Origin of the sequence: Janthinobacterium sp., from assembly GCF_009923995.1 — a bacterium.
Classification (GTDB): Bacteria; Pseudomonadota; Gammaproteobacteria; order Burkholderiales; family Burkholderiaceae_D; genus Janthinobacterium.
This window is the reverse complement of record NZ_RFSK01000053.1, coordinates 1-13,497: the sequence shown is the minus strand read 5'-3', so window position 1 is coordinate 13,497 and position 13,497 is coordinate 1. Positions and strand designations below refer to the sequence as shown.

9 protein-coding genes are annotated in these 13,497 nt (G+C 62.0%); 4 read left to right on the top strand and 5 right to left on the bottom strand.

What is annotated here, in order from left to right:
- Window positions 1-24: 24 nt before the first annotated feature.
- The gene (locus EBS11_RS21760) at window positions 25-693 is read left to right on the top strand and encodes an SDR family oxidoreductase (protein ID WP_290606317.1); all 669 of its coding nucleotides are present in this window, start codon (window positions 25-27) and stop codon (window positions 691-693) included.
- Window positions 694-731: 38 nt separating this feature from the next.
- Complete coding sequence (locus tag EBS11_RS21755) at window positions 732-1,859, top strand: acyl-CoA dehydrogenase family protein (protein ID WP_290606316.1); 1,128 nt, start codon at window positions 732-734, stop codon at window positions 1,857-1,859.
- 479 nt (window positions 1,860-2,338) lie between these two features.
- Here EBS11_RS21755 and EBS11_RS21750 read toward each other — a convergent pair whose 3' ends face one another.
- The 4 genes from EBS11_RS21750 to EBS11_RS21735 all read right to left on the bottom strand — a co-directional run bounded on the left by EBS11_RS21750 (window position 2,339) and on the right by EBS11_RS21735 (window position 9,271).
- Window positions 2,339-3,232, bottom strand: coding sequence for a YihY/virulence factor BrkB family protein (locus EBS11_RS21750; protein ID WP_290606330.1), 894 nt, complete (start codon window positions 3,230-3,232; stop codon window positions 2,339-2,341).
- Between the two features lie 96 nt (window positions 3,233-3,328).
- A complete protein-coding gene (locus tag EBS11_RS21745) occupies window positions 3,329-4,408 on the bottom strand; it encodes an LD-carboxypeptidase (protein ID WP_290606315.1) in 1,080 nt (359 codons plus the stop codon).
- Window positions 4,409-4,496: 88 nt separating this feature from the next.
- On the bottom strand, window positions 4,497-7,250 hold the full coding sequence (locus tag EBS11_RS21740) for a TonB-dependent receptor (RefSeq protein ID WP_290606314.1): 2,754 nt from the start codon (window positions 7,248-7,250) through the stop codon (window positions 4,497-4,499).
- A gap of 218 nt (window positions 7,251-7,468) precedes the next feature.
- A complete protein-coding gene (locus EBS11_RS21735; RefSeq protein WP_290606329.1) occupies window positions 7,469-9,271 on the bottom strand; it encodes an ABC transporter substrate-binding protein in 1,803 nt (600 codons plus the stop codon).
- 216 nt (window positions 9,272-9,487) lie between these two features.
- Here EBS11_RS21735 and EBS11_RS21730 point away from each other — a divergent pair, with 216 nt between their 5' ends.
- Window positions 9,488-10,726 (top strand): nucleoside recognition domain-containing protein, encoded by a 1,239-nt coding sequence (locus EBS11_RS21730; protein WP_034753725.1) that lies wholly within the window; start codon window positions 9,488-9,490, stop codon window positions 10,724-10,726.
- Window positions 10,727-10,734: 8 nt separating this feature from the next.
- Window positions 10,735-12,237, top strand: a complete 1,503-nt coding sequence (gene dacB / locus EBS11_RS21725; protein WP_290606313.1) for a D-alanyl-D-alanine carboxypeptidase/D-alanyl-D-alanine-endopeptidase — start codon at window positions 10,735-10,737, stop codon at window positions 12,235-12,237.
- Between the two features lie 14 nt (window positions 12,238-12,251).
- Here the strand turns inward: dacB and EBS11_RS21720 are convergent, their stop codons facing one another.
- The gene (locus tag EBS11_RS21720; RefSeq protein WP_290606312.1) at window positions 12,252-13,133 is read right to left on the bottom strand and encodes a type II CAAX endopeptidase family protein; all 882 of its coding nucleotides are present in this window, start codon (window positions 13,131-13,133) and stop codon (window positions 12,252-12,254) included.
- Window positions 13,134-13,497: the final 364 nt, after the last annotated feature.

Genomic DNA, 13,497 nt, shown 5'->3' with positions numbered 1-13,497 from the left:
ATTTTATTTTCAGGGAGAAAACATATGCCTACCGCATTGATCATCGGCGCCTCGCGCGGCATCGGCCACGAACTCGTCCGTCAATACCGCCACGATGGCTGGCGCGTCATCGCCACGGCCCGCACGCCAGACGCGTGCGCGGAGCTCAAGCAACTGGGCGCGGAAGCCCACCAGCTGGACGTGACGGACGTGGAAGGCTGCGCCGGCCTGGGCTGGAAGCTCGACGATGAAAAGCTCGACGTGGCCATCCTCAACGCGGGCGTGTACGGCCCCCGCCACGACGGTTTCCCCGCCCAGGCCGATTTCGACCTCGTCATGCACACCAACGTGCTGGCCGCCATGCGCTTGCTGCCGATTCTGGCGCCCCTCGTCGCCAATGCCAAAGGGAAATTGGCCGTGCTGTCCTCGCACATGGGGTCCCTGAGCGAACGGGGCAATCCCAGCGGGTCGCTGTACCGCGCCAGCAAGGCGGCCTTGAATTCCGTGCTGATCGACACGGCCCTCGTGCACGGCCCGCAAGGCGTCAGCTGCGTGGCCTTCCACCCTGGCTGGGTGCGCACGGACATGGGCGGCGTCGGCGCCGATATTTCGCCCGAAGAAAGCGCTGCCGGCATCCGCGCCACCCTGGCCAGCCTGCCGGCCACGGACAAGGCCGTGTTCCGCAACTACGATGGCAAGCCCATAGCCTGGTAATTCCACCAGACACCATAAAAATTACGAGACGACGTCCCATGATACTCAATGAAGAACAAACGATGATCCAGGAAGCGCTGCGCAGTTTTTCGCGCGAGCGCCTGGCGCCCAACGCGGCCCGCTGGGACAAGGAACATCATTTCCCGAAAGAAGAATTGCAGGAGCTGGCCGCCCTGGGCGCCTTTGGCGTGGCCGTGCCGGAAGCGCTGGGCGGCGCCGGCCTCGACTACGTGTCCCTGGCCCTGGTGCTGGAAGAAATCGCCGCCGGCGATGGCGGCACGTCGACCATCATCTCCGTCAACAATTGCCCCGTGTGCAGCATCGCCATGATGTACGCCAACGATGCGCAAAAGGAGCAATGGCTGCGGCCGCTGGCGCAAGGCAGCATGCTGGGGGCGTTTTGCCTGACGGAACCGCACACGGGCAGCGATGCCTCGGCCCTGCGCACGACGGCCACCCGCGAAGGTGACGAGTACGTGATCAACGGCACGAAGCAGTTCATTACCAGCGGCAAGTATGCGGACGTGGCCATCGTCATGGCCGTCACGGACAAGGCGGCCGGCAAGCGCGGCATCAGCGCCTTCTGGGTGCCGACGAACACGCCCGGCTACATCGTGGCGGGACTGGAACAGAAGATGGGCCAGCACTCGTCGGACACGGCGCAGATCCTGTTCGAAAATTGCCGCATCCCCGCGGAAAACCTGATCGGCGAAGAAGGACAAGGCTACAAGATCGCCCTGTCCGGCCTGGAAGGGGGACGCATCGGCATCGCCTCGCAAGCCGTGGGCATGGCGCGCGCCGCCTACGAGGCGGCCCTGAGCTATGCGCGCGAGCGGGAAAGTTTCGGCAAACCCATCTATGAGCACCAGGCCGTGCAATTCCGCCTGGCCGACATGGCCACGCAGATCGAAGCGGCACGCCAGCTCATCCGCCACGCGGCGGCCATGAAGGATGCGGGCTTGCCGTGCCTGAAGGAAGCGGCCATGGCCAAGCTGTTTGCGTCGGAAATGGCGGAAAAAGTGTGCTCGGACGCCATCCAGGTGCACGGCGGCTACGGTTATGTCTCCGACTTCCCCGTCGAGCGCATCTACCGCGACGTGCGCGTGTGCCAGATTTACGAGGGGACCAGCGATATTCAGAAGATACTCATCGCCAGAGCTTTATAAGCAAGGAAAGAAGGCGCGTGAAGCGGTAAAAGTCTCGGCGCCTTGAGCAACCGTAGCGAGCAAGCTCGATATCGGCTTGAGTAACGCAGCCGTACTGAAGTACGGCGAGTAACGCCGAGTCGAGAGCGGGCTGCGCAGTAGGTTGCTCAACGCGCCAGCAACAGACGAAAAAAAGCCCGCTAAAACGCGGGCTTGTTCCAATGTATTACCAATGCTTTAATCGTGTCATGGACGCCAGTGCTATCTGCAAAGTGCCTCCTGATTTTCGGACTCCCATGCTATCTGCATGGTGACTCCAAGGTGTAAATCGACCATCGTATCCGGAATTACAAAATCCACGCTTTCGCACTGTCACGCCATCGACATTACACCTGTCGGTCGCCGCGCTGAGCCTGGATAGTGAGACTATTTGCAAGCAAATCTCAATCACTGAACGGAGTATAGCACAGCTTTTTGTGCAGTGCAATAATCTTTTTAAATCAAGTCCTTAGCGCCAGCGGCTTGTCTTCCTCGCCGCCACGGGCCACCCTTTCGTATTCGGAAATCACTTGCGCGCCCAGCAGCAGCAAGGTGGCGCCGATTTCCAGGCTGAACATGACGACGATGGCCGTCGTCATCGAGCCATACACGACATTGACCTGCGACAGGGTGGAAAAATACCAGACCAGCACATGGCGCGCGATTTCCCACAGCAGGGCCGCCGTGACGCCGCCGATCAGCGCATGCGTGAGCGACAGCCGCCCCACGGGCATGACCAGGTAAATCGAACTGAGCACCAGGATTTCGCCCGCCAGCCCCAGCAAATACAGCAGCACGCCGGATACCCCTTCCAGGCCCCAGTCATGGCGTAAAAAGCGCACGCTTTCCTCGCCCATCACTTGCAAACTGCCCGCCACCAGGGTGATCAGCAAGATGCCCACGCCCAGGCACAGGATGTAGCAATACGGCAGCACGGCGGAGATGAGGAAGTGACGGCGGCGGATGGCCACGCGGTGAATGAAAATCACGCTCATGGCGTTTTCCAGCACGGTAAACGCCAGCGAACTGAAAAACAGCATGGTCAGCAGCAGCAGCCAGCCGATCACGCCCCGGTTGTCGAGGAAATGCGCCACTTCCGCCACGATGGCCTTCGACTGGCCCGGCACCAGCCATTCCAGGTAATGGCCGATTGTTTGCAGCAACTCGTCCTGTGCGATCACGTGCGACAGGGCCACCACCACCAGCATCAGCAGGGGTACGATGGACAGCAGCGAGTAATACGCGACGGCGCCCGCCAGCAGCAAGCCCTGGTTGGCGCGAAAGCCCTTCAGCACCTGCAGCGCGAAGGCCAGCGGGTGGCTGAGAATGTAGGCGCTGGCGCGGCGGTTGATCATGAAATAGGCCATCCCGGGTGCTGGCATGGCTCCATGCCACGTCCAGCCCCTAGCATACTGATAATCCGCATGCCGTGCCGTGCGCGAACGAACAGACTAGGAAACGGCCGCTTCCAGCAAGGTCAAGGTTTGCCGGTCCGCATCCAGGGTCGCCAATATGCCCATCGGTATCGTGAACTGGTGGCGGATGTGGCCAAACGAGTAGCCGCTGACGGCCGGCACGGCCAGGGGCTGCAGATGCTGGTCCAGCGTCTCGTTCAAGGTCAGCGAAGTATCGCCCTCGGCCGCCTCGCAATGCTCGAAAATGCCCAGCATCAGCGCCGCCGCCTGCTGGAAGCCGATGGACAGGTCGAGCTGGCACAGCATCCTGTCGATACGGTACGGCACTTCATTGATTTCTTCCAGGAACAAAATACCGTCGCGGAAATCGGCCGCGTACGGCGTGCCGGCCAGGGCACTGACCATGCACAGGTTGCCGCCCGTCAAGCGTCCCGTGGCCTGGCCGCCGTGCACGGTGCGGATGGCGAAGTTGGCGTCCGTCTGCGCGCGGCGGTGGTTCTCCAGCGCCATCGGGATCGTATAACTGTCTTGCGGCGTCATCAGCACGTTTTGCAGCTGCGTCACCGTGTACTCGGAAAACGTCGACGAGGCCACGGGGCCGTGGAAGGTGACCAGGCCCGTCTGGCTGCCGATAGCCAGGTGCAGGGCCGTGATGTCGGAATAGCCGATCAGCACCTTCGGGTTGCGCCGGATCAAGGCATAGTCGAGCAGCGCCAGCAGCGAGATGCAGCCGGAGCCGCCGCGGATGGCCCAGATGGCCTTGACCTCGGGGTCGGCGAAGGCCCCGTGCAGATCGTCCAGGCGCTGCTGCACCGTGCCCGCATAGTTGCCGTGCACGGCGCGGATGTTGGCCCCCAGGCTGGCGCGCAGCCCCAGCGATTCGACATTGCGCACGGCCTTGGCGATGGCGTCCTCGTCCGTAAAACCGCCCGGTGCGATGATGGCCACCAGGTCGCCCTGGCGCAGGCGCGCCGGTTTGATCAAAGAATGTTGCTGTTGCATGCGTTTGCCCTTCCCTTGCGCGGCCGCCGCCCACGCCGGTGTGCCCGCCGCCCCCAGGGTAGCGGCCAGTAGGCCGCCGAAGCGGCGCCGGCTGAGATTGGTCTGACTGGACATGCGGCCCTTTCCTGGAATAAAAACGGCGGCGCCAGGCGCCGCCGCACGAGGTTAGCATGCCGGCAGGATCACCGCCGGCATGCTTGCCTTACATGAACTTGTACTTCAGCTGGAAGGACAGCGAGCGGCCACGCGGGTCGGCCACGCGCGGGTCCCAGCCGGCACCCACCACTTCATCCACGTTGTGCGCGGTGAACGGTGGATCGCGGTCGAACAGGTTCTGGATACCCACGGTGATGGTGGTGTTTTTGAAGCCCGTGTAGGTGCCCGACAGGTTATACGTCGTGTAGCTGGAAACGTCCGGATTGAAGCCCGGCGGCGGCGTGCCCTTGCCACCGTTCGGCACCTGGTCCTTGTAGCCCGACGAAAAACTCTGGATCAGCAAGCCGCTCCAGTCGCCGCGCGACACGCCGAAGCTGGCATTGTGTTTCCAGCGCAGGTACAGATCGCGCGTATAGAACTTGCCGACCAGTTCCTGGTATTCCTGGCCTTGATATTCCGCAAACTTGAAGCTGTCCATGTACGTGCCGTCCAGGGTCGCCGTCCATTTCACGTCGTTGACCTTGCCTTCGCCGCGCAAGCCCACGTCCAGGCCGCGCACGCGGCTGCCCGCCGCATTGATCCAGCCCGCCTGCACGTAGTCGATGGTGCCGTCCGGCTTGCGGATGATGTACTGGTTCAACGCCTGGTAGTTGGCCAGCACGATTTGCGGCGTGCGGTTCAGGATGCGGTCCTTGGTGTTGATGGCCCAGTAATCGAACGAGGCCGAGTATCCCTTGAACGGCTCGATGACGATGCCGACGCTGCCCTGCTTCGACGTTTCCGGCTTCAGGTTCTTGTTGCCGCCCGTCTTGTAGTCGAGGCGGTCGATGGCGCAATACTCGGGCACGCCCGGATGCTGGGCACAGCCTTCCTGGTCGATCACGCCGTTCGGCAATTCCTGGCTCAGCGAACCGGAATACAGTTGCTGGAAGCTCGGCGCGAGGAAGCCCTTGCTGGCCGAACCACGGAACAGCAGGAAGTCGGCCGGCTGGTAGCGGAAGGCCACTTTCGGGTTCGTCGTCGCGCCCACCAGGCTGTAATCGTCGCGGCGGATGGCCAGCTGCATTTCCAGGTCTTTCATGACCGGCACCAGCAGCTCGGCATACACGGCCTTGACGGTACGGCTGGCATCATTCAGCGCGGCATTGCCTGGCGCCAGCAGAATCTGCGTGGCATCGACGTCTTGCGCAAAGTTATAGCCTTCGCGGCGGAAGTCAAAACCGGCCGCCACGGCCAGCGCGCCGGCCGGCAGCTGGAACAGCTCGCCCGAAACGGAGCCGTCGATCTGCGTCAGGGTCGTCTTGCCGTGCTGGAAGGCGCCACGGAACTTGGTCGATTCGATCAATTGCTTGGCCGCTTCCGTCTGGCTCTGGCCCGCGCCTACCCACGGATTGATGATGCCCGTGGCCAGGGCCGCGTACAGCTTGTCCGTGTAGGAATAGCCATCCGTCAGCTTGGTCTTGGTGCTGCTTTCCGCGCGTGAAATGCCGGCCTTGTAATCCCATTTGCCGAAATTGCCTTCGAAGCCGATCAGCACACGGGCATTGTCGGTGGTGTTTTCCTGCGTGCGGTTGCCCACGTCATTGGCGCGCCATTTGTAGGAAATCGGCTTGGTGTTGTCGAACGTGGGAATGTAGGCCGACAGGTCCTGGTAATAGGCGCCGCCCACCGGATACACGGCCTTGTTGGCGATCGTCGCCTGCACCTGCATCGGCGTCAGGATGGCCGTGGCCTTGGTGCGCGAACCGAGCACTTCGACGAACATGCGGTGGTCAGGTGCCAGCTGCACGGTGCCGCGCGACAGGAAATTGGCCCGTTCGACGGGGAATTGCAGCACGTAGTCGGCGCCATAGTCATAGGCGCACGAGTACTTGGTGCGCAGCGGCGAAGTGACGTCTTTCCACAGTTCCGTCTGGTATTGCGACATGCCGGGGATGGTGTCGCACTTGCCCTGGAAGCTCAGCGGATTGGCTTGCAGGTATTTGTTCGGATCGCCAGGCAGCTGGAACGAGGCGCCCAGCGCCGTACCGGCACCCGACAGCTGGTTGGCAAACGGCGTGCCCGTGGTGTCGGGCGACAGGCCGCGTTCCGGCTGGAAACCGTTGACGAAGGAGCGGTCGCTGCCGTTCAGGCGCTGGGCCTTGTCGACGGTCAGGCTGGCCATGATGTTGTAGCGGTCCGTGTCCAGCGAACCCGTGCCCGCCAGCAGGGAAGCGCGGCGCGTGGCGCCGCCGCCGGCCTGCGTGTCATTCGTGGAAACGGACGCTTCCACGCCGCTGTAATTGGTTTTCAGGATGAAATTGATCACGCCGCCGATGGCGTCCGTGCCATAGATGGCCGAGGCGCCATCCTTGAGAATTTCCACGCGGGCAATCGCGCCCAGCGGAATCGAATTCAAGTCGACCGACTTGCCGCTGGCGCCGTGCGTGGCAATGCGGCGGCCGTTCAGCAGCACCAGGGTGCTCGACGGTCCCAGGCCGCGCAGCGAGGCGAACGAGGCGCCGCCGCTGACACGGTCCGCATCGGCGCCAAAGACGTTATTGCCCGAAGTCATGTTATCGGCACCCGTGCCATTTGCCGACAGGGTGCGCACCAGCTGTTCGGTCGTCGTGATGCCCTGCTTTTCGATCTGGTCAAAGGTGATGACCTGCACCGGCAGCGCGCCTTCCTTGGCCACGCGCTTGATGCTGCTGCCCGTCACTTCGACCCGCTGCATTGCTGGCGCCGCCGCCTCTTGTGCCATCACCGGCCCCACCACCCCCATCAATGCCACCAACTGCGCTAGCTTCTTCAATTTCACAGGTCTTCTCCTTGTTGGGCAATCGAAACTTGAGTTATCAAGTCAGGCTGTTTTTTCACGTCGCAGCTGTCTGTCTCGCGGTACATTTTTTTATGACATTTGCGCATGACTTTATTTGTTTTCATTTTCAGAGTAGCGCGATGCATCCGCGGCCAGCCAATGAAAAATGCTTTCCTAACCATAACTTTTAGGAATGAATGCCCGTTTCAGCGGCGTGGTCACTTGCGTGCGGGGCTACCCTTGGCGGTATCGACATCCAGGTAGCGCCAGGACGTGAATTCCACGGGGTGGCGCCTGTAGTTTTTTAGCCACGGTTGCTGCAAGTCGGCAGAGATGGGATGCGTCAGCAATGCCCACGGCGTGTAAGCGTGGATCAGCTGAGACAGGTCGAAGTACAGACTGCGTCGGCGCGGCGTATCGGATAGCAGGCGCGCCTCCTCATAGCGTTTATTGTAATCGGGCAGGTTGAAGCGGGCATAGTTGGCGCGGCCAACGTTGCCACCATACAACAATTGCATAAAGTTATCGCCGTCGGGAAAGTCCGCGATCCAGTTGGTCTCGAACATCTGCACCTTGCCCAGGCGCGAAGCCTTGATGATTTCCGTCTTCTTGTCGCTTTTAAATTCCACGCGCAGGCCGATGGCGTTCAAGTTGCGCCGCCACAATTCATCGCGCAAGCGTCCCACCGTGCTCGGCTCCGTGTGCATGGTGAGCACCAGGGGCGTGCCGTCCGGCTGCGTGCGGAAGCCATCCGGACCCGTCTTGTAGCCGAAGCGGTCCAGCAGGGCGCGCGCCAGGACGGGATCGTAGACGACGGGACTGCGGTAATCCTTGTCATAGCCCAGCACATTCGGCGGCAGCGGCGATTGCGCCGGCAGGGCCAGGCCTTTTTTCAGCAAGGCGATATCTTCGCGGCTGTTGTAGCTGAGGGCGATGGCGCGCCGCAGGGCCAGTTTGTCTTTCGTATAGCCGCCCAGCACGGGGTCGTCCATGTTCATCCACATGTAGTACGTCTGCAGCACGGGAAAGCGCGTCAGCTGCAAGCCCTTCGCGGCCAGTTCCGGTTTCAAGCCGCCATTGACGAGCACCATGTCCGTCATCGATTCGGGCACCTGCTCCAGGTAATCGAATTCGCCTTTCAAGAAACCCAGCATGCGCGATTGATATTCCTCAACGATGCGCACCTCGATGCGTTCGACCAGGGGCAGGCGCTGGCCTTCCAGCGCGCTGGCGATGGGGCGCGCATCGGGCGGCAGGGCGGCCAGGGCCTTGGCCTCCGTATGGAAGACGGTGGGGCGGAAGGTCGGGTTGGCTTGCAGCACGATCTTGTCGCTGCGCTTCCATTCCTGCACCAGGAACGGCCCCGTGCCCACGGGGTGGTTGCCGATCTGTCCCGGCGCCGCATACGCTTCGGCCACCTCGCGCGCCACCACGGCCGTCGCCGGCATGGCCAGGTAAAACAGGAAGTTCGGGTCAACGCCGTTGAGGCGGATGCGCAGGGTGTATTTGTCCAGCGCCTGCAGGCCGGCGATCGGCGTGTCGTAGCTGAACTTGCTTTTCAGGGCCGCATCGCCCACCAGCTTGTCTTCCAGCAAGAACAGCCAGGGGGACTTCAGGGCCGGGTCATACAGCCGCGTCAGGCTGTAGACATAATCCTGCGCCGTCACTTCGCGCGGCTTGCCCTTGAAGGCGGGATCCGGCGTGAAGAAGATGCCGGGCTGCAGGTGAAAGAGATACGTGCGCCCGCCATCTTCCACCGTCGGCAAGCCGCGCGCCGTATTGCCCTGCAGCCGCACCGGGCGCGCCAGGTAGTCATAGCGCAGCAGCGGGTCGAAGATGTTTTCCATCAAATTCAGGCTGGCCAGGTCCGACGCCACGGCCGGGTCCAGGCCCGTCTCGCTGGTGCTCAAAAACAAGTGCAGGGTTTTATTCGCGCGGGCATCGGCGGCGGCATGCACGGGCGCCATGAAAAGCGTCAACAGGGCCAGGCCGGCGGCGCAGGCGGATTTGCGTAAAAACATCATCAGTGGTCCAGTGCAGACAGGAGTAACAAATCAGGTAAAGAACAGGCCTTGCCCAGACTACGCGGGCAAGCCATGGGGCGCCAATGAAAACAGGCTGCCAGCTTATAACTTTTTGGCATGCGATTGCTGCATTCTTTCATCAACTCGTATCGGGCTGCCCCTATACTTTGTTTGCAGACATTTCTCACTCCCGACACACAAAATTGATCGCATATGGCACTTAATTACATCTGGTCCGGCTTTTTCCTCGTTGGCTTTCTGGCCGCAGTGCTGCAGTGGCTGTTTCTCGGCGATACCGATATCTTCAAGCGCATCATCGATGGCACCTTCGAGACGGCGCGCATGGGCGTGATGGATATCGCCCTGCCGCTGGCGGGCGTGATGACCTTGTGGCTGGGCATCATGAACATCGGCGAAAAGGCGGGCATCGTCGGCTGGCTGGCCAAAGTGATCGCGCCCTTCTTTTCGCGCATCTTCCCGGAAATTCCCAAGGACCATCCGGCCACAGGCCATATGGTGATGAATTTCTCGGCCAACCTGCTGGGCCTGGACAATGCGGCCACGCCCTTCGGCCTGAAAGCCATGGAAAGCCTGCAGACCCTGAACCCGAACAAGGAAGAGGCGACGAATGCGCAGATCATGTTCCTCGTGCTGCATACTTCGGGCCTGACCCTGATTCCGCTGGCCATCATGGCGCAGCGTTCGATTCTCGGCGCGGCCGACCCGTCCGACATCTTTATCCCCTGCATGATCGCCACCTATGTCGCCACCATGGTCGGCATCATCACGGTCTCCATCAAGCAACGCATCAATCTGCTCAACCGCGTCGTGCTGGGCTGGATGGGCGGCATGACGAGCGCCATCGTCGCCATGATCTGGTACTTCACGCAATACCTGACGAAACAGGAAATCGAGCTGGTGTCGAAGGTGGTCAGCAACCTGGTATTGATCAGCGTCATTGCCATTTTCATCATCGGTGCCCTGCGCAAGAAGGTCAACGTGTATGACGCCTTCATCGAAGGGGCGAAGGGCGGCATCCAGACGTCGATCACCGTGATTCCCTACCTGGTCGGCATGCTGGTGGCCATCAGCGTGATCCGCAACGCGGGCGTGTTCAATTTCCTGATGAGCGGCATGAACTGGTTCTTCGCCAACCTGGGCATCAATACGGACTTCGTGCCCGCCCTGCCGACGGCCATGATGAAGCCGCTCAGCGGCTCCGGCTCGAAAGCCATGATGATCGATGCCATGAACACCTACGGCGTCGACTCCTTCGTCGGCCGCCTGGCCTGCGTCTTCCAGGGCTCGGCCGACACCACCTTCTATATCGTGGCCCTGTATTTCGGCTCCGTGGGCATCCGCAAGACGCGCTATGCCATCACGGCCGGCCTCATCGCCGATCTGGCCGGCGTGATCACGGCCGTCTTCGTTGCCTACGTCTTTTTCCACTAAGGAGAGCCATGTTCCGTCCCATCCTCATCGCTGCCTTGCTGGCCGGCATCGGTCTGTCCAATGCACAAGCGCAATTGCCCGAATCCGTCAGCCTGCTGCTGCGCAGCGCGAATATCCCCGAAGACGCCATGGGCGCCATCGTCTTGCGCGGCAACACCACCGTGCTTTCGCATGGCGCGGAGCGCAGCATGCAGCCCGCCTCCACCATGAAGCTGGTGACGACGGCCGTGGGCCTGGAGCAGCTGGGTCCCATCTTCCGCGGCCGCACGGAACTGCGCACCAGCGCCGACGTCATCAATGGCGTGCTGAAGGGAGACTTGATCCTGCGCGGCGGCGCGGACACGGATTTCAATGCGGACGTGCTGACGCACATGCTGCAAACCCTGCGCACCCAGGGCATCGTCAAGATCAAGGGCGACCTGATCCTCGACCGCCAGCTGTTCCAGCCGGCCCGGCCCGATATCGGCGCGCCGCCCTTCGATGAATCGGCCGAGTTCCGCTACAACGTCATTCCCGATGCCTTATTGCTCAATACCAATCTGATCGATATCGACATGAGCGCGACGGAGCGGCAACTGACCTTGCAGATGCAGCCGCCGCTGGAAAATGTCACCATCACGAGCGACATGAAGCTCGTCAAGGGCAGTTGCGCCAAGTGGGAAGACGGCTGGCGCCCGCCCGAATACCGACGCGATGCGGGCGGCAAGCTGCAGGTGATACTGCACGGCACCTTCCCGCAAAATTGCAGCAAGTCCACCAGCATCAACGTGCTCGACCGCAACGACTACGCGGACCGGCTGTTCCGCGCCACGTGGAAACGTCTGGGCGGCACGATCACGGGCACGGTGCGCGAAGCAGCGAGCACGGGCGTGCCGCCCACGGCCGATCCCGTCGGCACCCGCCTGCTGGCCGACCACGTGGCGCGCGCCTTGCCGGAAGTACTGCGCGATATCAACAAGACGTCCGACAACACCCTGGCCCGCACCCTGTTCCTGAGCCTGGGCAGCCTGCAAAGCGATGGCTGGCTGGGCAGCCGTCCCGTCGCCATGGCGGCGCCGGAAGACACGGCCACGCGCGCGCGGCAAGTCATCCGCGAATGGTTCCAGCGGCACAATATCAATGATCAGGGCATGCTGGTCGACAATGGTTCCGGCCTGTCGCGCACGGGGCGTATTGCGCCAGCGCAAATGGCCGGTGTCCTGCAAGCGATGCAGTACAGCCCGTGGGCGCCCGAGTTCCAGTCCAGCCTGCCCATCGTGGCGCTGGACGGCACCATGCGCAAGCGCCTGCTGAACAGCCCGGCCGCCGCGCGTGCCCGCATCAAGACGGGCACCTTGAAGAATGTCGTGGCCATCGCCGGCTACGTGCCCGATGCCAACAACCAGCTATGCGTGGTGGTCGCCATGATCAATAGCGACCTGGTGGGTAACGGCAACGGCCGCGCCGCCGTCGATGCCTTGATCGAGTGGGTGGCCAGGAGCGGCGCCACGCCGGCGGTCGCGGGCCAGTAAAACCCCGTTGCCGCTTATGCCCGCGGCGCGTACGGTGCCGGCCGGGCAGCCTTTTCACTGGCCAGGGCCAGGCGCAGCACGTAGGCGGCAACGGTGCCGATCAGCAAGATAGTCACCAGCGACGCTTCCACGCCGAAGGCGCCGCCGGTCAGCAGGGTATTGCCCGCCAGCTCGCCACGCAGCAGGCCGCCCGTGGCCGCATGCCCCGATACGGTCGAGGAAAACACCTGGCTGACACAGTAATTCCAGCCGACATGCGTGCCGATGCACACCCACAGCCGGCGCGTCTGCAGGTACAGGGCCGCCTGCAGCATGCCGTAGGCGGCAATGGCGGCAATGGCCAGCAGGGAAAAACCCGCATTGGGCAGATGGGCCAGGGCGAACAGCAGCGACGAAATCACGATGCCCGCCTTGTTGCCCAGCGCGCGTGCGGTCACGCCGAACAGGATGCCGCGAAACATCATCTCCTCGGCCATGCCGACCAGCAGCAGCTCGGCCAGCGGCAGCAGCAAGGCGGCATGCAGGGCATTGACGCCGTTGAATTGATATACGCCCAGCATGGCCAGCACCAGGAAAGTGAGGCCGACCAGTCCCGCGCCCAGCAGCAGTCCCCGCCCCAGTTCACGCGCCATGCCCGGCAGCGCCAGTTCGACGGGCTGGCGCTTCTCGATATGGCGCACATAAAAACGGTAAGCGCACCACACCAGCGCCGCCGCCAGCAGCTGCGGCCACAGGATGCGGTAAGGCTTGTCCAGCAGGTGGGAAGCGATGCCCATCACCAGCGGTATCGCGGCAAAGGTGAGGACCATGCCTAGCACGATCTGCACCAGTGGATAGGCCATCAGGCGTGCCAGGGGGGATTTTTTCGTTGCCAGGCGCAGTGTGTTGTCCATCATCGTTTTCCTCAAAGGTTGTCAGGGAGTGCTTGTTACTGTCTTCAATCAGGGGACGTCTCGGGAGTCCGGGGGCTTGTTGCATGTAGCCATACTAGCAGTATTTATATAAGCACTTATATAAATATGTCTGCTTGTTGCCTTTTATGCACAAACGAGCACCTGGATGGGAAAGAGAGGGGAAACAAGCTCGCTGGCGTCGACGCCAGCGCATGGCACCGCGCAACGGTGCCATCGGTTTTTTTGCTTGAACAAGAGGAGAAAGCAGCAGACGAAAAAAAACCCGCTCATTGCTGAGCGGGTTTTTCTCTACTGCGAATAACAAGCCTGACGATAACCTACTTTCACACTGGTTGCAGCACTATCA